Annotated in this window: 22 protein-coding genes and 1 tRNA gene; 12 read left to right on the top strand and 11 right to left on the bottom strand. The window is 36.2% G+C overall.

The features are described from left to right. Positions 1–365 precede the first annotated feature (365 nt). Together PFY10_06185 and PFY10_06180 are read left to right on the top strand one after the other, a co-directional pair. Positions 366–1781: an aldehyde dehydrogenase family protein gene (locus PFY10_06185; GenBank protein ID WBV58027.1), complete on the top strand. Its 1416-nt coding sequence runs from the start codon at positions 366–368 to the stop codon at positions 1779–1781. Between the two features lie 65 nt (positions 1782–1846). Further along, positions 1847–2644, top strand: coding sequence for an AraC family transcriptional regulator (locus PFY10_06180; GenBank protein ID WBV58026.1), 798 nt, complete (start codon positions 1847–1849; stop codon positions 2642–2644). Positions 2645–2653: 9 nt separating this feature from the next. Here the strand turns inward: PFY10_06180 and PFY10_06175 are convergent, their stop codons facing one another. The 4 genes from PFY10_06175 to PFY10_06160 all read right to left on the bottom strand — a co-directional run bounded on the left by PFY10_06175 (position 2654) and on the right by PFY10_06160 (position 6112). Then, positions 2654–2821, bottom strand: coding sequence for a helix-turn-helix domain-containing protein (locus PFY10_06175; GenBank protein WBV58025.1), 168 nt, complete (start codon positions 2819–2821; stop codon positions 2654–2656). Positions 2822–3409: 588 nt separating this feature from the next. Next, the gene (locus PFY10_06170) at positions 3410–4207 is read right to left on the bottom strand and encodes a carbon-nitrogen hydrolase family protein (GenBank protein WBV58024.1); all 798 of its coding nucleotides are present in this window, start codon (positions 4205–4207) and stop codon (positions 3410–3412) included. Between the two features lie 92 nt (positions 4208–4299). Beyond that, positions 4300–5049 carry an SDR family oxidoreductase gene (locus tag PFY10_06165; protein WBV58023.1) on the bottom strand — a complete coding sequence of 250 codons (750 nt, stop codon included), beginning with the start codon at positions 5047–5049 and terminating at the stop codon, positions 4300–4302. Positions 5050–5155: 106 nt separating this feature from the next. After that, complete coding sequence (locus PFY10_06160) at positions 5156–6112, bottom strand: NADP-dependent oxidoreductase (GenBank protein WBV58022.1); 957 nt, start codon at positions 6110–6112, stop codon at positions 5156–5158. A gap of 198 nt (positions 6113–6310) precedes the next feature. Between PFY10_06160 and PFY10_06155 the strand changes: the two genes are divergently transcribed. Continuing rightward, on the top strand, positions 6311–6661 hold the full coding sequence (locus tag PFY10_06155; protein WBV58021.1) for a helix-turn-helix domain-containing protein: 351 nt from the start codon (positions 6311–6313) through the stop codon (positions 6659–6661). 89 nt (positions 6662–6750) lie between these two features. Here the strand turns inward: PFY10_06155 and PFY10_06150 are convergent, their stop codons facing one another. Next, positions 6751–7098, bottom strand: coding sequence for an aldo/keto reductase (locus tag PFY10_06150; protein WBV58020.1), 348 nt, complete (start codon positions 7096–7098; stop codon positions 6751–6753). Between the two features lie 18 nt (positions 7099–7116). Here PFY10_06150 and PFY10_06145 point away from each other — a divergent pair, with 18 nt between their 5' ends. Further along, positions 7117–7473: a TolC family protein gene (locus PFY10_06145; GenBank protein WBV58926.1), complete on the top strand. Its 357-nt coding sequence runs from the start codon at positions 7117–7119 to the stop codon at positions 7471–7473. Positions 7474–7911: 438 nt separating this feature from the next. On the opposite strand, the gene PFY10_06140 is transcribed toward PFY10_06145, so the two are convergent. Next, a complete protein-coding gene (locus PFY10_06140; GenBank protein WBV58019.1) occupies positions 7912–9213 on the bottom strand; it encodes a chloride channel protein in 1302 nt (433 codons plus the stop codon). A 776-nt stretch (positions 9214–9989) separates the two neighbouring features. Between PFY10_06140 and PFY10_06135 the strand changes: the two genes are divergently transcribed. From PFY10_06135 to PFY10_06115, 5 genes are all read left to right on the top strand, one after another. Then, the gene (locus PFY10_06135) at positions 9990–11105 is read left to right on the top strand and encodes a catalase family peroxidase (protein WBV58018.1); all 1116 of its coding nucleotides are present in this window, start codon (positions 9990–9992) and stop codon (positions 11103–11105) included. A 2-nt stretch (positions 11106–11107) separates the two neighbouring features. Next, positions 11108–11698, top strand: a complete 591-nt coding sequence (locus PFY10_06130; GenBank protein ID WBV58017.1) for a cytochrome b — start codon at positions 11108–11110, stop codon at positions 11696–11698. Positions 11699–11815: 117 nt separating this feature from the next. After that, entirely contained in the window at positions 11816–12907 is a 1092-nt protein-coding gene (locus PFY10_06125; protein WBV58016.1) for a histidine kinase, read from the top strand. Then, the gene (locus PFY10_06120) at positions 12904–13662 is read left to right on the top strand and encodes a LytTR family DNA-binding domain-containing protein (protein WBV58015.1); all 759 of its coding nucleotides are present in this window, start codon (positions 12904–12906) and stop codon (positions 13660–13662) included. Before PFY10_06125 ends, PFY10_06120 begins: the two co-directional genes overlap by 4 nt. Positions 13663–13929: 267 nt before the next feature. Further along, positions 13930–14091: a hypothetical protein gene (locus PFY10_06115; protein WBV58014.1), complete on the top strand. Its 162-nt coding sequence runs from the start codon at positions 13930–13932 to the stop codon at positions 14089–14091. A gap of 125 nt (positions 14092–14216) precedes the next feature. Here the strand turns inward: PFY10_06115 and PFY10_06110 are convergent, their stop codons facing one another. Then, positions 14217–15128, bottom strand: coding sequence for an IS982 family transposase (locus tag PFY10_06110; protein WBV58013.1), 912 nt, complete (start codon positions 15126–15128; stop codon positions 14217–14219). Between the two features lie 177 nt (positions 15129–15305). Continuing rightward, a tRNA-Arg gene (locus tag PFY10_06105) sits at positions 15306–15379 on the bottom strand. A gap of 59 nt (positions 15380–15438) precedes the next feature. Here PFY10_06105 and PFY10_06100 point away from each other — a divergent pair. From PFY10_06100 to PFY10_06090, 3 genes are read left to right on the top strand one after another with little or no spacing between them, the layout of a single operon-like run. Next, entirely contained in the window at positions 15439–16485 is a 1047-nt protein-coding gene (locus tag PFY10_06100; protein ID WBV58012.1) for an ABC transporter substrate-binding protein, read from the top strand. A gap of 42 nt (positions 16486–16527) precedes the next feature. Beyond that, positions 16528–17172, top strand: a complete 645-nt coding sequence (gene mtgA / locus PFY10_06095) for a monofunctional biosynthetic peptidoglycan transglycosylase (GenBank protein ID WBV58011.1) — start codon at positions 16528–16530, stop codon at positions 17170–17172. A gap of 13 nt (positions 17173–17185) precedes the next feature. Further along, a complete protein-coding gene (locus PFY10_06090; protein ID WBV58010.1) occupies positions 17186–19216 on the top strand; it encodes a recombinase in 2031 nt (676 codons plus the stop codon). Here PFY10_06090 and PFY10_06085 read toward each other — a convergent pair. The 3 genes from PFY10_06085 to PFY10_06075 all read right to left on the bottom strand — a co-directional run bounded on the left by PFY10_06085 (position 19194) and on the right by PFY10_06075 (position 21536). Continuing rightward, positions 19194–19487, bottom strand: coding sequence for a hypothetical protein (locus PFY10_06085; GenBank protein ID WBV58009.1), 294 nt, complete (start codon positions 19485–19487; stop codon positions 19194–19196). The genes PFY10_06090 and PFY10_06085 overlap by 23 nt on opposite strands. Positions 19488–19697: 210 nt before the next feature. Then, positions 19698–20777, bottom strand: a complete 1080-nt coding sequence (locus tag PFY10_06080) for a DNA replication/repair protein RecF (GenBank protein ID WBV58008.1) — start codon at positions 20775–20777, stop codon at positions 19698–19700. A gap of 3 nt (positions 20778–20780) precedes the next feature. Next, positions 20781–21536, bottom strand: a complete 756-nt coding sequence (locus PFY10_06075) for a hypothetical protein (GenBank protein ID WBV58007.1) — start codon at positions 21534–21536, stop codon at positions 20781–20783. Positions 21537–21550 lie beyond the last annotated feature (14 nt).

The raw sequence follows: 21550 nt of genomic DNA, 5'->3' as shown, positions 1-21550 counted from the left end.
TTGAGCAGAAAAAATAACATAACCTGGTTTAATTTTTTCGTCCGCTTTTTTTTATTTGAATGAAGAAATATCGAAACATTTGCTAAAAGTTTTTTGAAAGAATTTTGCAATTTTGAAGCTATGAAAACCTTTAATGATTTAATATCATACAACAAATATCTGAATCTTTCACTTCCTGTTCATCTATTAATGGACAGCAGAGTGTGCAAACAGGCTTTCCTGGCGTAACACCTGTTCAGTATAAAAAAGAAGCAGTCAAGTAAATTCAGTATTATAATCTGAACTTTTTTACAAACTGACATTGAGCTTTTTTACAAAGTTTACCTTTCATTTCTCATCTAACTTTGTCCTATAAAATTTTAGAAATGAAAACAGTAAACAAAATTTACATCAATGGCGAGTTTGTAACGCCTCACGGAACAGAAACTTTAGATTTAATCAATCCGTCTAATAACCAAAAAATAGGAGAGATAACTCTGGCAGACGAAGTTGATACCAGAAACGCCATCGCAGCAGCAAAAGAAGCTTTCAGAACCTTCTCAAAATCTACAGTGGATGAGCGAATTTCCTATCTTGAAAAGCTTAAAGATGCGGTAGAGAAAAGAAATCAGGAGCTCATCGACGTAATGATCGAAGAATACGGAGGAAGCAAACAGTTTGTTACTTTAAGCAGTAATAACACCAACAGTTGGTTCGATTCAATGATAGAATCTATCAGAAATTTTGAATTTGAACAAACCATTAATTCTTCAAAAGTTCTTTTACAACCTGTCGGTGTTGTAGGAATTATCACCCCGTGGAATGCCAGTAACAGTTCGGTTTGCAGTAAAGTGGCGACAGCGATTGCGGCAGGTTGTACAGTGGTCATTAAACCAAGTGAAATGAGCGGTCTGCAGACTCAGGTTTTGATGGAAGCCTTTCACGATGCTGGTTTGCCCAAAGGAATTATCAACTTTGTGACAGGTTTGGGAAATGTAGTCGGAACGGAATTAACTATTAATTCTGATGTTTCCAAGATTTCGTTCACAGGTTCTACGGCGGTAGGGAAACTTATTGCAAAAACTGCGGTCGATACAATGAAAAGAGTAACTCTGGAGTTGGGAGGAAAATCACCCAATATTATTTTGGATGATGCCAATCTTGAAGAAGTTATTCCTACAGCGATTTTCGGGGCGTATATGAACAGCGGACAGGCCTGTATCGCACCAACAAGACTTCTTGTTCCTGAAAATCAGATTGATAAAGTGAATGAAATTGCACGAGCAACGGCAGAAAAAGTAATTGTAGGATTGCCACAAAGTGAAAACACAAATGTGGGACCGATGGTGAGTGTAAAACAATTTGAAAGAGTTCAGAATTATATTAAAATAGGGTTGGAAGAAGGGGCAACTTTATTAGCCGGAGGAGAAGGCAAGCCTGAAGGACTGGAAGCCGGAAACTTTGTAAAACCGACCATTTTTACCAACGTAAACAATACAATGAGAATTGCTCAGGAAGAGATTTTTGGTCCTGTTTTATCCATTATCCCTTACAAAACGGAAGAAGAAGCGATAGAAATTGCGAACGATACGCCTTATGGTTTAGCGGCTTACATCAGTTCATCTGATGTGGAAAGAGCTCAGAAAGTGGCTTCACAAATTGATGCGGGAAGGGTATGTATCAACGGTTTCCGCCACGACCCAATGGTTCCGTTTGGCGGTTTCAAACAGTCTGGAATTGGGAGAGAATACGGTGTGTATGGTTTGGAAGCTTATCTTGAACCGAAAGCAGTTCTGCAATAATATTTTGTACATTTGATAAAGCGTTGTTTCAAAAAATGACGCTTTGTCTTTTAGCATCAATTAAAATGGAAAAATCTGATATTGTCTATTCCTGCTATCACGAGGTAAGCCGAAAAGGTGAAAATTTTGTTCCTCAGCACGTCCTTGCTTTTCAAATTTCGGGACAATTTGTGCTGTCTGACGGTAAGGAAAAATACATTGCGAAGGAAGGTGATTTTAATTTAATCCGGAAAAATCAGTTGGTGAAATTTACCAAATGTCCGCCCGAAAAAGGAAGTTTTGAAAGCATGAATATTTATCTGAATCAGGAGGTTTTACAGACTATGGCGAAAGAATATCATTTTTTATCCAACCATTCTGAAGCTTTAAAGCCTTTGGTTTCAATAGAAGTGAATGCTGTGCTTCAAAATTACATCACCTCGTTGCAAACCATTCTTGAAAACCCGAAACTGCTGACCAAAGATTTTATTGACCTTAAAATTAAAGAGTTATTATTTATTTTAATCGAGATTCAGCCTGAGCTCAAAAATATTCTTTTCGATTTTTCAGAGCCTTTTAAAATTGATTTGGAATCTTTTATGATTCAAAATTATAAATATAACGTCAATCTCGAACGTTTTGCTTATCTCACAGGAAGAAGTTTAGCAACTTTCAAACGCGATTTTGAGAAGATTTTTCACTCTTCTCCACACAAATGGATCTTACAGAAACGACTGGATGAAGCTTATTTTTTAATGAAGGAAAAACAGCAGTCACCTTCAGAAATTTATGTAGATTTGGGCTTTGAAGATCTTTCTCATTTTTCATATGCCTTTAAAAAACAGTTTGGATTTAGCCCGAAAAATATCGCAGCAACACTTTAAAGACTTAATTTAATTCTGCTCAGGAGACTGCTTTTTGAAGTGCAGTGGAGAAATTCCGGCTTTGGTTTTAAAAATTTTGATGAAGTGGGAAGGATGTTCAAAACCGTGTTCGTAAGCAATTTCGCTTACCGGTTTTGTGGTTCCCAAAAGGATATTTTTTGCCTTGTCTACTCTCAACAGCTTAAAGATTTAGCAAAAGTAATAAGTCTTGAAGAGCTGTCCGAATATGTTGATATAAAATACAGCGGGAAAATGAAGGGGAGAGCGGTGGTGAAACTTTAGTAATTGAATTTTTAGGCAAGTTAAAAAAGATTAATCTGGATTCTGGAATTAAAAGCAAAAAAAAAGGCGCCAACTGTCTTCAGCTGGCGCCTTTTGGCTTTGGTGACCTTAACGAGCGTATCTTCAAACACTTTTATCAATGATTTGGTTGGTTTGGGTCAAATTAAAAAGGAGTTTGCAATTCAAAATTTTTAACATTTGATCACTTGTGGTTGTAAAGTTATTTGCAAATTACTTTTTAGGTAAATGTAATTATCCAATATGTATTGTTAGACCATGGTTGGCTTCCACCTTCTTCTATCGGTTGAGTAAAGATTTAATCAATGATTCATAGAATATTAGTGAATAATATATTGAAAATATAATGTGTGCATTCAAATATATATTTTGCTTAATATAATCCGATAATCTTACTAAATTTGCAAAGATATTTTACAATGATGTTATTCGATCAGAGTTTAATGGTATCAAGAAAAGATAATATTACTCCTTTTCGAGATAACGTTTGATATCTCTAACATAGAGAGGGTATTCTTTCTTTGCTTGCGCTGTTTTTTTTAAATCTATGGAATGAGTAACAAATTTTCTTTCCGGGGTGGTTGATTCTAACAAATTGCCAGTCATCGGTTCTATAATCCAGCCTGTGCCACCCCAATCGAATTCAGCACTTTGTCCTGACCTGTTTGAACTCAAACAGTAGGCTCCCGATATAATTGCTGACGCTCTGCCAATTGTTAACCATTGTTCAACAGAAGATTTCCCCGTTGCTCTGGGACATAACAATAGATCTGCATTTTGTTTTCCATATTGACGGGCCCTTTCTGTGAACCACAGTTCAGTACACATAAGCACACCAATTCTCAAGTCATCAAGCTGAACTGTCTCAAAGGAAATATTGTCTTCTCTGTCGAACCAGCTTTCTTCCCAAAAATGATCTTCTTCCGGAAAAAGGGCTTTGGTATGAATTTTCCGATGGCCTTTTCCCTTTTGAAAAACAAATGCAGTATTGTAAAATTTTGTACCAACAGTTTCGGGAGCAGAATAAACAATATACTTGGCCTCAAGCTTTTCTACTTCCTTAAGCCAAAGCTGATGTTGTTCTACACTTTTTTGCTGTACATCTTCTGAGACCTCTTTGCTATTAACAAACCATGAATAAAAAGGCATTTCAGGTAAGAGTAATAAATCTGTCTTATTTTGGTTGAGATAAATTTGGAGTTCTCGCCAGTCTTCTAAAAATTCCTTTCTGTCATTACTGAGTTCACATACCGTAACATTCATACTTAGCTATTTTTAATACTATATAATGGATTATTTAAACGACAGGACAAAGTTTGAAAACCTTGTCCTGTTTTATATTGTTTCAAAATCAATTATGCGGAAATACCGCCATCAATTTTAAAGCTGCTGCCTGTGATGTATCCTGCTTCATCACCCGCGAGAAAATTAACCAAAGATGCTACTTCCTCTGGAAGGGCAAAACGCTTTAATGGAATGGATTCCATAAGATACTGGCGTATATTTTCATCAGCATTAATCAGCATATCTGTTTCCGTAGCTCCCGGCTCTACACTGTTCACTGTAATTTTTCTGGGCGCGAGATCCCATGCAAGACCTCGGGTATAAGCAGAGACAGCGGCTTTTGTGGCTATATAATCAGACATACCCGGACTGCCAATCCTGATTCCACCAACCGAGGCAATGTTGATGATTCTTCCTCCGTCAGGCATATATTTCTGTGCAGTTCTAACGGCTTCGGCAACAGAACGAATATTTACATCAATCTGGATATTGTATGCTTCTGCTTTTTCGCTTGCAGTTTCAATCGGACCGTTTACGGCTACTGCAGCATTATTGACCAGTATATCGATTTTGCCAAATGCTGCTGCTGCATTTTCGATAGCATTTTCGACAGCTCCTTGAATTGCTCCATTAGCTTTTATGGCTACTGCTTTTCCTCCGGCCTCAACAATATCAGATACGATTTGCTGAGCGCTGCTTTCTGAGTTTAAATAAGTGAAGGCAACCATTGCGCCTTCTTTTGCAAGGCGTTCTACAATTGCTTTTCCCATTCCGCGAGTTCCTCCGGTAACGAAGGCTGCTTTTCCTTTTAATGTTGACATTTTATTTAAATTTTATTTTAATTTCGTTAATATCAGTTTATAAATAATCTAATGTATGTAGCACTGATCATGTAAAATTTCTAAGACTTTCATTGAGGCTTTATCGTTACGGATTGACGATAATTTTACCTGCAGTGTGATTTTTTTCAAGTTCTGTATGAGCCTGTGCTATTTCTTCAAGTTTAAACTTCTTGGAAACATGTGATTTTACTAAACCTTCTTTCATTAATCCTGCAATGGCGGTCATATCTTTCCCGTTTGAAACAACAGCATTGTAATAGGCATGCACATCTAATTCTTTAGCACGCTTTTCCCATTCGCTTCCCTCAATGTGAGACCATAGGCTTAATAATGTACCTCCTTTTTTCACTATACTAAGGGTTTTTTGGATATGCTCCTCCCGCAATCCTTCAATAACATAGTCTACCGGTTCGGTTACCTTTAGGAAGTCAGTCTTTTGATAATCGACAAATTCATCTGCGCCGAGGCTCATCACCAAATCCTTTTTTGATCCGGACGCTATAGCAATAACATAAGCACCAAAATATTTGGCAAACTGCACTGCAAAATGCCCCACACCGCCACCTGCTGCGGTTATAAGTACACGATCACCCATTTTTATAGGATTTTTAATGAGCGGCTGCCAGGTAGTTAATGCTGCCATGCCTGCAGCAGCAGCTTCATCATGGGAGATATTATCAGGTTTTATTGTAATATCAGCTATGTTGGCAACTACATATTCTGCATAAGCTTTAGCGTGTCCGGCTGTTGTAAAAGTTGGGAAATTGAGTAGACCAAACACCTCATCACCAACAGTAAATGTGCTGACATTGTTTCCTACAGTTTCAATGACACCCGAAATATCCCAACCCAATATTTTGGGGGTTTCATTGTTAAATATGTAGTCTAATGCAGGGTTTTGCCGGGCATAGATATCTGTGGGATTAATGCTTATTGCATGTACCCTGATGAGCACCTCATCATCATTGGGTGTTGGAATAGGGAGCTCTACCATTGATAATTGGTCAACATCTCCCTGTTTTTTTAGTATGACTGCTTTCATTTGAATGATTATATAATATTGTTGAGAATGTGATAAATTTTTTAAAATTTTGATCTTTATCTCAATTTCTTATGCAAAGTTATAAGCAATTAGGTATAACTTTGTAACCAGTATCATGGCTGATACTCGGGAGCAAAAATGGAAGTCTTGAATGAAGGCAAAATTTGCGCTGATAACCGAATAGTAAAGAATAAGGATATGAAAGAATGTGTAAAAACAACAATTGATGCTCAGGATATAAAAGCATTGCAGGATACAATTTATGTGATCGGGGGTAAGTGGAAACTGCCTATAATTTACTCAATATGTAATGGGAATAAGCGTTTCAGTGATATCGAAAAAAGTATTCCCACAATTACCAAACGAATGTTGTCACTAAATTTAAAGGAGCTGGAAGCCAATAAACTGATCACGCGTAAAGTTGACATAGATTTCCCATCAATTATAGAATATGAGTTTACAGAGTATGCAAAGGAATATGGAGCTTTAATTACCGATATGATCGAGTGGGGAAAGAAGCATAAAAGACTGATAACCGATAAAAGTTAGATTCAAATAATGATTTTAAAAGTGCAAATATGAAAGAAGTAGCCTTTGAGATTACTTCTTTCATATTTACAGTCGGTTGATCATTCTAATCAACCCCGTACAGTATTCAACAGATCGTGTGGATACCCCAAACTAATGGAGCTTAAGGCATCTAAATGTGCTAATTCTTCTGCTGTCAAATTGATTTCAGCAGCTTTGATGCTTTGCTCAAATTGATCGATATTTCGTGCTCCAAGCAAGGGAAATGCATTCTTGGATAAAGTCCATGCAAATGCAATCTGGCCAAACGTAGCTTCATATTTTTCTGCAATTGCTACCAGTCCATCAATGATTAGTTTGGTTTTTTCGTCTTCCGAATATTCAGCGTCAGTGGAATGACTGTCGCGCGAATATCCAGCTTCTTTGGAAAGAACTAAGAATTTTGAAGCATTGATCATTGACAATCAAATTTCTTCCTGAGTCCTTCACATCTATTAAGTAAAAGGCCAGAATTAAAAGCAGCCGAACTAAATGTTGTAAGTCTAAATGCGAAAACTGGTTTGGCAAAAGCTGCAATGTACCCGAGCATAAGTTTGTCACCATCAATAGGTGTTAATTCAAATAAGAACATTACTTGGTTTGATCGTCCCGGTTCTATTAAAAAAACGTTGGCTGCCAATTTGGCAATGCCACTTTTGAATAAAAGACAACTTAGAACAGGCTACGAGTCTGCGGTTATTGAGCAGAAAAAAGCAGTCATCAATTTTAAGCTGACGGTATTGACTACAGTCGGTGGAGTTTCTGATGTGATGGAAAGCTCTGAGATACCGTAGGTGTTGTTTTTGCGTATTATTACTGCAGGAGGATAATAATGATCTTGGTTGATCAAAATCAGGAATCTTGAAAACAGTTTGTAAATTAAAACAAAAGAGGTATTGCTTGATAAGATCCATCGATATTTTCAATGATCTGTTTAAATATGCCCAAACTTGTTACTATTGAAACAATGTGATGCGTTGTAATCTAAATTTAATTTAGGTGTTATTTCTACAAATATTTTATAACTATTTTAAATAAAGAAATGAGTTATCGAAAGATAGCACTTTTTTTATTAAGTAGTAAAATAAATACGTGACGATGCACTTAAATGTATCAGATTATATTTGTATAAATGTCAGTTCTGCTATCTAAAAAAATATTAGATCAATTATCAAACAAAGAAGATTTTATTCTTGTGATTTGTCATATCTAAATATCGTAAGTTGCTTTAATCAATTTGTTGATTTTGGGATTCTTGAAAATTCTTTGTAAGTATACACATTGTAAGGATAGATTTTCTTTGCCAGGACTTTAGCAATAACACTACTGATGAACAAAGGAAACAGCAATAGATATCCAGACGGTACTATACTGGAAATAATAAACATGGCAGTAAGAGGGGCGTGAATAGCTGCGGAAAGCATGGCAGCGGCTCCAAATAACGCAAAGTTAATAACCACAAGATGGGTACCTAAATAATGGTTGCAGAATTGGGCAAAAAATACCCCTAAAAATGCACCTGTAACAATACTCGGGGCAAATACACCGCCGTCACCGCCTGCGCCGAGAGTGAGGGAAGCCGCCAATGGCTTTATGAAGATGAGCAAAACCAGAGGAATTAAATATGCGGGATTTACAATGTCGTACGAACTACATTCGAGGATTTTACCAAGTCCGTGATAACTATCACCATATAAAGCCGGAAGAAAAAAGATAAATACCCCAACAGTTATGGCACCTAAATTTACGCGGATGAAATTGTTGTTAATCCCACCAAAAAATGTTTTTGCGTAGATGACAATTTTTGTAAAATAAAGGGCAAATATACCTCCGATTAAACTTAGTATCACAGCAAAAGGTATGGATTGCCACCGCCAGTCCTGTACCTTAAATGTAAATAATGGGTTTGAGTCATAAAAATGCACAAATAGATGAGCTATAATCATCGAACTTATTCCACTGATCAGTAAGGTTTTATTGTATTTACGTGCAATAACTTCAAATGCAAATAGAAAACCGCCCAGCGCACTTCCAAAGAGTACTGTTACACCCGCTATAATACCTGCACATATCAGTTCCGTCTTGTAGGCCCAAGCACTATGCAAATGTTTGTATGCCTGATTACCAACTGTTGCGGTGGCAACTACTGTTGATACTTCGACTCCTGTAGATCCTCCAAAAATCACTGTTAAAAAGCCATTAATGCAATGAGAAGGTATTTTAAAATAAGGAAGATGATCCTTTCTTGTTTCCAGGGTTGTATATATTTCTTTAATTCCTTTATTTTTTCTGTTCTGAAAGAAATATTTACGTAGGAAATAGATTGCTGTAATGCCTACACTTGGTAAAAAGATTAACAATTTGTTTTCCGTGGCTATAATTTCTTCAAATAGGTATTCCTGTACCTGTCCTGTCAAATGTTTTAAAGTATAAGATATAAGACAACAGATAATACTAACGATAATAGATATCCCGATTAATTTGACATAGCTGGATCTTATTATTTTCTTTCTGTACGCTGTATCGCCTTGCATAACTATTTTAGTTTTAAAGAAGATGTAAAGGTAACGGTTATTTTTTGAAATAGTAAAAGTTGCTTGTTACTATATACTATCGGTTTTTATTCACATTTTTGATCAAAAGAGTGAGTAATGTAGTAGCTACTCAGATGATCCTACCAAGAAAGGAAGCAAGAAACATTTCGATAATGTTTACCGCGTTAACGGTTGCCAACCTTGCAATGGTGCCTTTGCTAACTTATTTAGGGCACTTGCATCATTGTTGTTATGTCTATAAAAAAGAGACAACAAATAAATGGTTGTCTCCTTACATAGTCTTCTCCTTAAGTGACATCCTAGGAAAATGTTCAAACCAGTTAAGAGTAGATATTGATAATATTCTGAACGTCTTAAATGATATTTAATTTTATACATCAATTAAAAAATGAAACTAATAAGTCTGTTTTTAGCTGTGCAAATTCGGCATGGTACTTTCCATATGAAGCAAAAAAAATTGCAATCGACTATAATGGATTAAAGTTTTACAACCACGATTATAGTTTTAGTTATGATTTGACCAATGAAAGTGCTAAATCGGGAGTCGCAATATACTTATCTCAAAGTCTTTAAACGTAATCTTTTTTAAACAAAATTGATAGTTTCGTAAAGCTTTAAGACAATCAGGATTGAAATTAGTTTTAAATTTCAGTTGTTCCAAAGTCCATTTCAGCAGGCAATTATTCCGTTTCGGTAAAGATAAAAGTCAGGTGTCGGATTCTCGTTCATTTCTTTGTATTAATAAATATAAATAATTGAACCAGAATATTATGAAAAAATATTTTTTTCTAGCTGATTCCAAGAAACGAAAAACGGGACTCAGATTAGCAGGTATAGCTCTTATTGCATTTGTGCTAGTTTCGGCTTTTGCTTGGTCTGCAGGTCTTATTGGGCAACGTAATACAACCAGGACATTTTTAGAGAATACACCCGAATCATTTCCCGCAGGATACCGTCGGGCTCACGGCAAAGGTATTTGCTTTGAAGGCACTTTCCACGCATCTGGAAATGCTGCCTCATTATCTGTAGCGCAGGTATTTGAACAGAAAGATGTTCCTGCAGTTGGTCGATTTTCTTTAGGTACCGGCAATCCGCATGCGCCGGATAATTCCAGCCGTACAGTAAGTATGGCTTTGATGCTGACATCTGCTGATGGCGAACAGTGGCGAATGAAATTGAATAATAAACCTTTTTTTGCAACTCGTGATGCCGTAGGCTTCCTAAAACAGATTGAAGCTTTTAAGCCCGATTCTGCAACAGGAAAACCTAATCCTGAAAAGGTTGCAGCTTTTCTTAAAGAATACCCAGAAGCAAAAAAGTCTATGGAATATGATGCCAAGGCACCCTGGACTAAAAGTTTTGCAGGCTCGGAATATTATGTTATCAATGCATTTCTTTTAATAGATTCCAGCGGAAAAGAACATCCTGTTCGTTGGTCAATGCGTCCGCACGCTCCCTTTGTTTCGATGAGCGCAGAAGAGCGAAAAAAGGCTGCCCCAAACTATTTATTTGATGAATTGAAAAAGCGACTCGAAAAAGCTCCTCTTTATTGGGATCTGGTATTGACTATCGCTGAACCCGGAGACCCTGTCAACAACCCTTCCCAACAATGGCCTGCAAACCGTAAACAAATCATTGCGGGGACTTTGGAAGTTAACCGTGTTTTTGACCAGGCAGAAGGTGGATGCAGGGATATCAACTTTGATCCAACGCTTGTGCCGAAGGGAATTGCGTTGTCTGATGATCCTGTTTTAGCAGCAAGGGCAGGTATATATTCCCATTCGTATAATGACAGGGTAAGAGAAATCGGTTATGGCAAAGCGACTGATGCTGTAGGAAAACCTAAAAAAGACAACTCTCAAAACAAATAACGATGAATAATAAAAAGCTGACTCAAATGCCTCTTTCATCTTTTAATAGTACGGCGCAAATCCTACACTGGCTGATGGCCGCAATGATATTGACCATGTTATTCGTTGGAGTTGGAATGATGACATCATTGACATTAAGGCCGTGGCTGCTGGATTTGCATATACCGTTGGGAGTAGCGATACTGCTGCTGGTAATTGTCCGTTTGATCAACCGCCTGACCAGACCCGTTCCAAAGCTTCCCGGTGAAATGCCGGGCTGGCAGAAATATATGGCTACGATACTGCATTGGATATTTTATGCACTGATGTTTGCACTGCCAATTTCCGGCTGGGCACAGCTTTCAGCCGGTGGCTTTCCTGTAAGACTTTACCCGGGTTTTCATCTTCCCGCAATATTAGAACAAAACCCAACTTCCTATGCCTGGCTGCACGATTCGCACCGGATAATGGCTTGGGCGTTTTTCTTTATGATAGTTGGGCATCTTTCTGCGGCCTTGATTCACGGATTTATTTACAAAGACAACATTTTGCAATCAATGATAGGGCAAAAAAAGCCAACTAATAAATCTGATGAAATCTGTTCTGACCAATAAACTTAAGAAGGGCAAAATGCTATCGGTGTAAAAGTCTTTGTATATTTAAATTCTCATTTTTTAATTAATAATGAATTTTAATAATATAATTCGATCATACCGAGTGAGATCTATTTTATGAAGAAAGAACAAAATGCATTTTTGAATAACCGCTGGAAACGAATCCTGATTGTTTGTTTTGCATTTTTAATGATGTATCTCATTTCATTCATCATCGATCCGTTCTCTCCTTACTGGGGCAATTTTTTTAAAAGGGATTGGACGAAAGTAAGCCGGGATCTTGCAACGTCTTTTATTTTTTGCTTTATTGTATCAGAAGTGAGCATTCTCATCAGCAACAGGTTTAACCAAAGTATTCCCTGGACCAATTATCCGGGAAAGCGTTTTACGATTGAAATATTTCTGAACCTTTTTGTAATCTTGGCGGTACAGCTGATTATCAACTTTTTCAAATCGAGGATGAATGGAAAACCTCTGACTTTTGGATTTGGTCCGGGAGGATCCGTAGAAGAAGCAAGAGGGATGATCCAGTGGCTGGTTGTCAGTACTATTATTGCACTATTTATCGTAGGAATTCATATTGGCAATTATCTCATATCAAATTGGAAAAACGAGGCATTAAAGGCTTCAGAGCTTAAGCAATTGGCATTGGATGCTGAATTACAGTCATTAAAACTTCAGATAGATTCACATTTTGTATTCAATAATCTGAGTGTATTGTCTGAGACCATCCTCAAAGACCAAATGCTGGGATATGCATATGCTGAAAACTTTTCCCGTATATACCGGTACCTTCTTGTAAATGCTAAAAAAGATATTATTACGCTGGAACAGGAGCTTAAATTTTTAGAGTCTTACCAATTTCTTATTGAGCACCGATTCTCTAATGGGGTACAGTTTCATATCTCTGCAGATGAGTTATCAAAAAGTCTTTATATGCCACCTCTTACCCTGCAGCTGCTTGTTGAAAATGCATTAAAGCACAATAAAACGAGTCGAAAAGAACCACTGATCGTACGCATCAGCACTGATAATACACAAACATTGACAGTTGAAAATAATATGCTACCAATTGCAAAGGTGCAAGATTCTTTTGGCATAGGATTAACCAATATAAAACGTAGGTATCAATTGCTGTCGGACAGGCCGGTTGAGATCAGTAAAGCCAACAATTGTTTCAAAGTAACCATACCCCTTCTTAAACTATGATGACAAGCAGAATTTTAATTATTGAAGACGAGATTCCCAATGCAGAAAGACTTGTTCGTTTACTTGGTAAAGTACGACCAAATGCAGAAATAGTAGCTGTTATTGAAAGCGTTGCGGAAAGTGTTGAGTGGTTTAATGAAAATGAGCAGCCCGATGTTGTGATGATGGATATCAGGCTATCTGATGGATTAAGTTTTGAAATTTTTGAAAAAGCAGAAGTGCTTTGTCCTGTTATCTTTACCACTGCATATGACGAATATGCAGTCAAAGCATTCAGGTATAACAGTGTTTTTTATCTCTTGAAGCCTATCGAGCTGGATGAGTTGCATATGGCTATAGAAAAACTCGAAGCAAAGACGATTGTAAACATTGATCGTACATTAATGGAAACTCTTTTAACTTCTCTGAAGCCAAAAGGCTACAGGAATCGTTTTTTGATATCGTATAGAGATAGTTATAAGACTGTACTGGTGGATGATATGATGTACTTCTATTCAGAATTTAAAATGACGAAAGCCAGGCTGGCTAATGATGAGGAGGAAGTAATTCCGGAAACCTTGGAAGAACTTGAACAGCAACTTGATCCCAAATTATTTTTCAGAGCCAACAGGCAGTATATTATACATATTAATTCTATTTTACAGGTCAATAATTATTTCAAGGGTAAGCTTAAAGTAAAACTAAAAAAAAGCGATGAAGCAATTATCATAAGTCGAGAAAAATCTGCACAATTTAAAGCTTGGATCGGTTACTGATCAAGAAATTGTCCTTCTATAAATAGGATTGTAGAACTATTATTCGGCAAAAGCACTGATTTATAAAGCAATATAATAGACTACATAAACCACTGGCAAAGAAATATAAGAACCTTAGTACGATTTCAAACGCTTAAATAGTGATGAATCTATGATGTAACACTTTTAGGATAAATATCTTAACCTGAGTTATTTATCTCAGCTTAGAATCGGCCGTATGATTAATTGTCTAAAAGTAGTTAGTTAATCTTTTTTCTTGGCAAGCCAGTGAAAGAAATTGTTTTAGCAAGCTGTTATGAGATTTATTTAAGAGAGCATAATCTTTCCAAAACTAAAAAATTAAAAAAAGTATATCTTTTGGCAGGTCCGTCTTTCTTTGAAGTCGCAGGTGGCGCGATTAAAAATGCGATTGCTGAAGTGAAGAAATAAAACGTCGAAAGCAATACAAATAGCGCCCAATGCAACTATTTGGTGCTATTTGTCTATTTGTTAACTCGACGAGCGTATCTTCAACCATTTTTATTGATGAAATGTTAATTTAACGTGAGTTCGATTTAAGCAGCAATTAATCTATCTTCATCAATAATGTCTTCATTGGTGTTAATTGATGGTTTTTTATCAAAGAATGAATAAGCAGCTAAAGCCGATAAAATATTCAGAACAAAGTTGTCAAAACTTCTGTGACGGGTATGCTCTATTTGACAAATATTCTTGAGTTCATCGTTTACAGACTCTATCAAAGCTCTTTTTCTGAGCATAATTTTGTCTTGTAAAAGCATCAATGAATTTTTCATATTCTTCTTTATTTTTGTGATGAGATGAACACCATCAATAAAAAGCTGTTCAAATAGATCCTTCCCAATATAACCTTTGTCACCAAATAATTTTCCAAAAATCCATTTATGCAAATCCATACTTTTCAGTGGTTCTCGATCATCTACATTTCCTGTTGTTAGGATAAAATCTAAAACTTCTCCTTTGTCATTAATAATCAAATGAAGTTTAAATCCATAAAACCAACCCAGAGAACATTGTCCTTTTTGGGCAATGTTTTTAAAGGTTTTGTGTTGTTTTTCTCTTTTAATATGGCAAGCTCTGATTGGTGTTGAGTCGATAAAAGAAATACCTGTACATTTTCCCAGACACCTCATTTTCACAAAAACAGCCATGGGAACATTCACTTTCTTTTGGAGTTCTACAAAACGATTGTAGGAAACTGTTACGGGGAATTCTTTCTTCATATGTCTTTGCACGTAACCCTGGTAAAAGTGCTTGAGGTTTTTGAATGCACCGTAATGAAACAGGATCATAATAGTCATTACTTCACTTTGAGACATGGCAGATTTTCGGTATCGGATCTTAATTTTTGGATCTTTCAGAGCATAATCTTTGAGAACGTTATCAAATTCTTTAAAAAACTCATCAACAATGTAATAAATAGTTGTAATTTTTTCATCAGAAATCATAGCAGAAATTTTAGTTAAATATTTGAATTTCAACACTTTAAATATGCTAATTTTTCTGCTTTTTGTATCATGAATTTATTTATTATTATCCCGAACTCACGTTAATTTAGATTATTCTGGAATCAAAAAACAAAAAAATGGCACCAATTGTCTTCAATTGGCGCCATTTGGCTGTTGTGACCTCGACAGGATTCAAACCTGTAACCTTCTGAGCCGTAATCAGATGCGCTATTCAGTTGCGCCACGAGGCCATTGTATCCTTATCGTTTAAAGGTTTGCAAATATAGCACTTTTTTCTTTTCTTTGAAATATGAAACTAAGAATTTTACTACTATTTGCGTTTTGTACTCTAATTTCCTGTAAAAGAGAGCAAAAAATTTCATCCGATGATTGGACGGTTATCTCAAAAAAGCTTCAATACAAGGATGAAGCTAATATTTTACACATCAAGTCGGGGAATTATACCTATGATTTCAAAAATAATCAGGTTCCATTTAAAAAAGTGGTCCTTCTCAACGCAAGTTTGATGGGATATGTTTCAGCTTTGGATGCGGAAAATCTGGTCGTAGGGATTTCAAGTCCCGAATATATTTATTCGGAAAAAATTCAGGGATTGCTTAAAGAAGGGAAGATCCAGAATGTAGGAAGTGATCAGAAATACGATGTGGAGAAGATTATTTCCTTACAACCGGATGCCGTTTTCACCAACTATATTGCAAGCTTCGAAAATACCTATCAGTTATTAAAAAATAACGGAATTCAGGTTGTTTTTTTTGATGAGTACCTTGAGCAAAAAGCACTTGAAAAAACAGCATATCTCAAAGTGTTCGGAAAACTTTTTGGAAAAGAAAATGAAGCAGAAGCCAAATACGCTGAAATTGAAAAGAACTATAACGAATTAAAAAAACTTGCCTTAACCGCTAAGGATAAACCGGTAGTTCTTGCCAATGAGATGTATGGAGATGTTTGGTATTTACCCGGAGGAAAAACGTCTGTAGCGAACTTTATTTCAGATGCCAATGCAGAATATATCCTGAAAAATAATAATGAGGAAAAAGCTGTGACCATGAGTTTTGAGGAAGTTTTCTCAAAGTCTGATAAAGTTCAGTACTGGATCAATGCAGGAAACCATACTTCAAAAAAAGAAATGCTGAATATAAATCCTTTTTACAGTAAGCTGGGAGTATTTTCGAAAGGGAAAATATACAGTATTTCGGGAAGGGAAATCAAAAAAGCGAATGACTTTTTTGAAAGTGGTGTGGTAAGATCGGATTGGGTTCTGAAAGATTATATTAAGATTTTCCATCCCGAACTTTTGCCGGGATATCAGCTGGTCTATATGAAAGAATTGCAATAACTCGGAGGATTTGTTTATTTTTGTAGTGCTTTTTTTAAAGGTATGTGGAAAAAAATAAAACAACTGTTGTTTATCATTCTGATTTTGAATGTGGTGTTCATTATATGGGGCAGATTCTTTAATCCACCCATTACAATTACTCAGATCGGAGGCCTGTTCCAGTATGGAAAATTACAAAGGGATTACATTTCCTATGATGAAATGGGTAATAATGTGAAGAAAGCGGTCATTGCTTCTGAGGATCAGAAATTTTTTACGCACAACGGCTTTGACTATGTGGCTATTGAAAAAGCGATGAAACATAATGAAAAAGGAAAAAAAGTAAGAGGCGGAAGCACCATTTCCCAGCAGACGGCTAAAAATATTTTCCTCTGGCAGGGAAGAAGCTGGATCAGGAAAGGATTAGAAGCTGTCTACACCTTTATCATTGAGAAAGTATGGAGTAAGGACATTATTCTGGAAAGATACCTTAATTCCATTGAAATGGGACGTGGGGTATTTGGAGTAGAAGCTGCATCCGAATATTATTTCGGGAAGTCGTCTAAAGACCTAACAAGTTCGGAAGCGGCCTGGATAGCGGCTGTTTTGCCAAACCCTAAAGAGTATGACCCTAAAAATCCTTCAGCCTACCTGACAAGGAAACACAACTGGATTTTAAGACAAATGAGAAATGTAAGTTTGAAATAGTATCTTTGTACTAATGAAATTTTTCAATTCCAGCACAAATTTTGAAACCGTCCTTAAAAAATATTTTTCTTTTAAGAACGAAACTCTTTCCTTAGAACCGTTTGCCGAGTTTTTGGAAAGCATTAAGAGAGCTGATTTTACAGACGTCCTCAATTTCTTTAAAAGTAATCCGGATTTTACAGCCAATTTTAAGCATTATATCTACAATATTTTTGAGGGAAGGCCTTTTAACCTTTCGCTTACAGAGGCAAATATCCTTTCTGAAAATGCCTTTTTACCGGAACTGAAAAAAAGGATCCTTAATAAAGTCCTTCCTCCTGTAGAAAAGGAGAAAACGGTATGGTATCTTATCGATAATATCAGCCTGAGACCAAAGAAAGATCTTGAATATCTTCACAATCTTCCTGAAAATGAAGTCAATGAGTTCCTCACTATTTTAGGGATTTCTGATTTTATTATAAAAAATAATGTTAAAAGAGAGCTTATTTTCTCGATGAATATCCTTTCCTGGCGTGTTACAGGAATGGCTATGGAGGTGGAAGTGGTGAGAATGGCTCCCGAATACAGGAATTTTGACAATCCTTTTCTAGCTTTACAAAACGAGCTGGAAAGCCTTGCTGCAGAACTGGAAGCCGACCCCGGATTGCAGCTTCACTCAAAAGACAGCAGCTACAAGCAGATAAAGATCTACATCCAGCAATGTCATGAGTTTGTTAATATAGCTTTTAAAAACTCTTCCAAATATGGAATTTCAGGGAAGATCAATCAATCACTTCTGAAAATCCGTCAGCAGATTGAGAGAATTAATGAAATCATCAAGCTTTTGGTCATCAATGGTGATGAAGATGTGATTATCAAATCCAAACAGCTGATGTTTAATATTCTCCGGTATAAATCCCATAAGAATAATATCGCAGAGCTTATTAATGACAGTACAAGACTGATTTCCCATCTTATTACAAATCATACGGCAGAAGCCGGATCACATTATATTACCTCCACCAGGAAAGAATATATGAAAATGTTCTATAAAGCCAGTGGTGGTGGAATTATCGTAGGAGCACTCTGTGTGTTGAAAATGTTGTACGGATATATTCCGGGAAGTGATTTTTCCCACGCATTTTTATATTCTATGAATTATGCTATGGGATTCGTCATGATCTACCTGATGGGATTTACTTTAGCAACCAAGCAGCCGGCGATGACTGCTGCAACTATGACTAAAGTACTTGCTGAAGAAGGCAACAGCAAAAGAAATAACACGGAATTTGCACATCTAGTCTCTAAACTATTTAGAAGTCAGTTTATTGCTTTTGTGGGAAATGTAGCGTTATCATTTCCGATAGCTCTGGCTATTATTTATGGGCTTGATGTTTTTTTCTCCCAAAACCTGGCTGTCGACAGATCCGACAAGCTGCTTAAAGACCTGGATCCTTTTCAGTCAAAAGCTATTTTGCATGCAAGTATTGCAGGTTTCTATCTTTTCATCTCAGGAATTATTTCGGGAAATATAGGAAACAACTCCGTATTTTATCAGATCCCTGAAAGGATCGCAAAAAATATATCCATTAGAAAATTATTCGGGGTTAAATTTGCCAAAAACCTTTCTAAATACTATGCTAAGAACTGGCCGGGAATTATATCTAATTTTTGGTTCGGGGTTTTCCTCGGTGCTACTGCTCCGGTAGGGTTATTTTTTGGTTTGGATCTGGATATCCGGCACATTACCTTTGCTGCAGGAAATCTGGCACTTGGATTATATGGAAAAGATTTCTCTGTGGATGCCTACACATTCTGGATTTCCTTCTTTACGGTATTCTTAATTGGATTCTTTAACTTCCTGGTAAGCTTCGGGCTGTCTATGTTTTTAGCGTTCCGTTCCAGAAAACTGAATTTCGGGCAGGTAAGTGAGATTTATAAAGAAATATTCAGGTATTTTTTAAGTCATCCGTTTAAGTTCTTTTTCCCTTTAAGTTCAAGGTTGGATAAACATGCGGATGACCTGATGAACAATACCATATCTACAAAATCTGAAGATCATTAAACTTCTCTTGACCAAATTTATCCTGGAATTTCTTCAGGTAAAAACTTCTCCGCATCTTAAAATCATTTTTTAAAAGAGGGGAATCTATTTTGATCACAATACATTGGTCATGGATCCCTACACTTCTGATTTCCTGAAAAAGACTTTCATCAAGATAATCTTCCAGAAAATCTTTGATTTCAAATGCGATCAATTTATCCTCAAAGCCGTGGATTCTGGCAAAGGATTTAACAAGGTCGGATGATTGAAATTCTCTTTTTTTTCGTTTCATTGTTTTAGATCCGAGGTTAGGATTATGTATTAGAATTTGTAGATTAAGTTTTTATTTTTTTAGGGGTAATGTATGATATATTTTCGTTTCTGTTTTCTCTAATACGTTCATTCTTGATAAAGAAAAGTGAGTTTTTATGTGTTTTTAAGAAGAGATCAGAAGCAATTTTATTCTAACTCGCATTCTGAACTTCCTACTTTGTTTCTCGCATCAGATTTCAAAAATTATACTTTCCTCGTTTATTTTCTTAACTACGCTTTCCGTTCTTTCCCTATGGGTGTCTGTAATAAAAATCTGCCCAAAATTTTCTTTATTGACCAACTCAATAAGTTGTGCCACACGATGGTCATCCAGCTTATCAAAAATATCATCCAGTAAAAGAATAGGCGTTTTACCGGTAAGCTCTTTTACGAGACTCATTTGGGCAAGTTTGAGCGAAATAAGAAAGGATTTTTGCTGGCCCTGGGATCCTATCTTTTTAATCAGTGCGGCATCCATTTCGAAAAGCAGGTCATCCTTATGAATTCCTCTGGAAGTATACGTTAGCATTCTGTCTCTTTCCAGGCTTTCCTTAAGTAAATTTTCGAATGAAGATTCCAATAGATGAGATTCGTAGATTACAGATACCATTTCCTTACCTCCGGAAATAATCTGATAAAAGTTTTGAACAATAGGATTGAGTTGGGAAACGAATTCTTTTCTTTTCTCAAAAATTTTAGTTCCGTGATTATGAATAGGAGCATCATAAATCTCTAGGGAATCTTTATCGAATACTCTGTTCTTGGCAAAATACTTTAATAAGGCATTTCTTTGCTGGATGATTTTCTGATATTGGATGAGGTCAAAAAGATATCCCGAATCAGTCTGGCAGATCATAGAATCTAAAAACTTCCGGCGGCTTTCCCCGGAATCCGAAATCAGATTGGAATCATAAGGAGAGATCATTACACTTGGCAGGTAACCGATATGGTCAGACATCCGGTCGTAGCTTTTATCATTTTTTTTAATGATCTTTTTAGCCTCTTTGGGCTGCGATATTTTTAAAGTATCCTCACTATCATCATTCTGAACTTCGGCATCAATGGTGAAAAAGTCTTCCTCCTTTTTTATGTTATTAAGATCGGTGTTCCCTAAGAAACTTTTTCCCACGGATAAATAGTGGAGGGCATCCAGGATGTTGGTTTTTCCCACACCATTGTTACCTACAAAACAGTTGATTTGAGGGGAGAATTCAAATTTTTTCTCAGCATGGTTCTTGAAATTGTACAGAGAAAGTTTCTTAATAATCATTTGTCAAAAATACTTCATTATTCCCAAAAATAAAAAGGGAAGTGCAGAACAGGTTTCTACCCCAAAAGAAAAATAGGCTTCATCTCTTTTGTTCTCAGAATAATAGATCAGGATATAGGTAATCACACTGGCCAGAAAAAAAGAAACTGCATAGGGCGGATCCAGATAAAAAGAAGCCAGCAGGCTACTTATAAAAACCAAAAGATAAGCTATGTATTTTGTATTCTGGGTACCGATAAGTTTGGGAAAGGTTTGCACCCTGTCACTTTTCATATCCCGGATGTCAAAAGGAAGGACAAGCGCCGTAATAAAAAAGAAGCTGATCAGAAATATGGAAAGGCTGAATTCCGGTAATGTAAGCCAGCAATTTACCAGTGCCCACACCAGTCCCACATAAAAAACCTTCAGTAAGGGGATTTTTCTTATGTAAACGTCCAGAAAAAAGCTATTATATAACAATCCGAGGACGACTATGATAAACCATTTGATTAATCTTATTTCATTGTGATTATGGATGATGAGAAATGCACAAATTACGCCGGCTATAGCATTTAAAATTAATATTTTAAAGAAATGCTTAGTGTATTGATACTTAGTGTAAAGATAACCACTGAAATACGTGATAAAAATTAAGAAAACGGAAGGGAAACGGAATGTGTTTTGCTCTTTCATGAAAAATACTGCAAAAAGAGTTCCCATTACGGAGACATAAATTTGACTGTCTATGACATATTTTTTCAGTATTTTTAAGAAATTCATTTATCAAAAATAAC

This window comes from Chryseobacterium daecheongense, from assembly GCA_027920525.1.
GTDB lineage: Bacteria > Bacteroidota > Bacteroidia > Flavobacteriales > Weeksellaceae > Chryseobacterium > Chryseobacterium proteolyticum.
This window is presented reverse-complemented; position numbering and strand designations above follow the sequence as displayed.

Coding starts and splice junctions, on each gene's coding strand:
- PFY10_06185 (WBV58027.1), top strand. CDS start 366: ATGAAAACAGTAAACAAAATTTACATCAATGGCGAGTTTGTAACGCCT.
- PFY10_06180 (WBV58026.1), top strand. CDS start 1,847: ATGGAAAAATCTGATATTGTCTATTCCTGCTATCACGAGGTAAGCCGA.
- PFY10_06170 (WBV58024.1), bottom strand. CDS start 4,207: ATGAATGTTACGGTATGTGAACTCAGTAATGACAGAAAGGAATTTTTA.
- PFY10_06165 (WBV58023.1), bottom strand. CDS start 5,049: ATGTCAACATTAAAAGGAAAAGCAGCCTTCGTTACCGGAGGAACTCGC.
- PFY10_06160 (WBV58022.1), bottom strand. CDS start 6,112: ATGAAAGCAGTCATACTAAAAAAACAGGGAGATGTTGACCAATTATCA.
- PFY10_06155 (WBV58021.1), top strand. CDS start 6,311: ATGAAAGAATGTGTAAAAACAACAATTGATGCTCAGGATATAAAAGCA.
- PFY10_06150 (WBV58020.1), bottom strand. CDS start 7,098: ATGATCAATGCTTCAAAATTCTTAGTTCTTTCCAAAGAAGCTGGATAT.
- PFY10_06140 (WBV58019.1), bottom strand. CDS start 9,213: ATGCAAGGCGATACAGCGTACAGAAAGAAAATAATAAGATCCAGCTAT.
- PFY10_06130 (WBV58017.1), top strand. CDS start 11,108: ATGAATAATAAAAAGCTGACTCAAATGCCTCTTTCATCTTTTAATAGT.
- PFY10_06125 (WBV58016.1), top strand. CDS start 11,816: ATGAAGAAAGAACAAAATGCATTTTTGAATAACCGCTGGAAACGAATC.
- PFY10_06120 (WBV58015.1), top strand. CDS start 12,904: ATGATGACAAGCAGAATTTTAATTATTGAAGACGAGATTCCCAATGCA.
- PFY10_06110 (WBV58013.1), bottom strand. CDS start 15,128: ATGATTTCTGATGAAAAAATTACAACTATTTATTACATTGTTGATGAG.
- PFY10_06100 (WBV58012.1), top strand. CDS start 15,439: ATGAAACTAAGAATTTTACTACTATTTGCGTTTTGTACTCTAATTTCC.
- mtgA (WBV58011.1), top strand. CDS start 16,528: ATGTGGAAAAAAATAAAACAACTGTTGTTTATCATTCTGATTTTGAAT.
- PFY10_06090 (WBV58010.1), top strand. CDS start 17,186: ATGAAATTTTTCAATTCCAGCACAAATTTTGAAACCGTCCTTAAAAAA.
- PFY10_06085 (WBV58009.1), bottom strand. CDS start 19,487: ATGAAACGAAAAAAAAGAGAATTTCAATCATCCGACCTTGTTAAATCC.
- PFY10_06080 (WBV58008.1), bottom strand. CDS start 20,777: ATGATTATTAAGAAACTTTCTCTGTACAATTTCAAGAACCATGCTGAG.
- PFY10_06075 (WBV58007.1), bottom strand. CDS start 21,536: ATGAATTTCTTAAAAATACTGAAAAAATATGTCATAGACAGTCAAATT.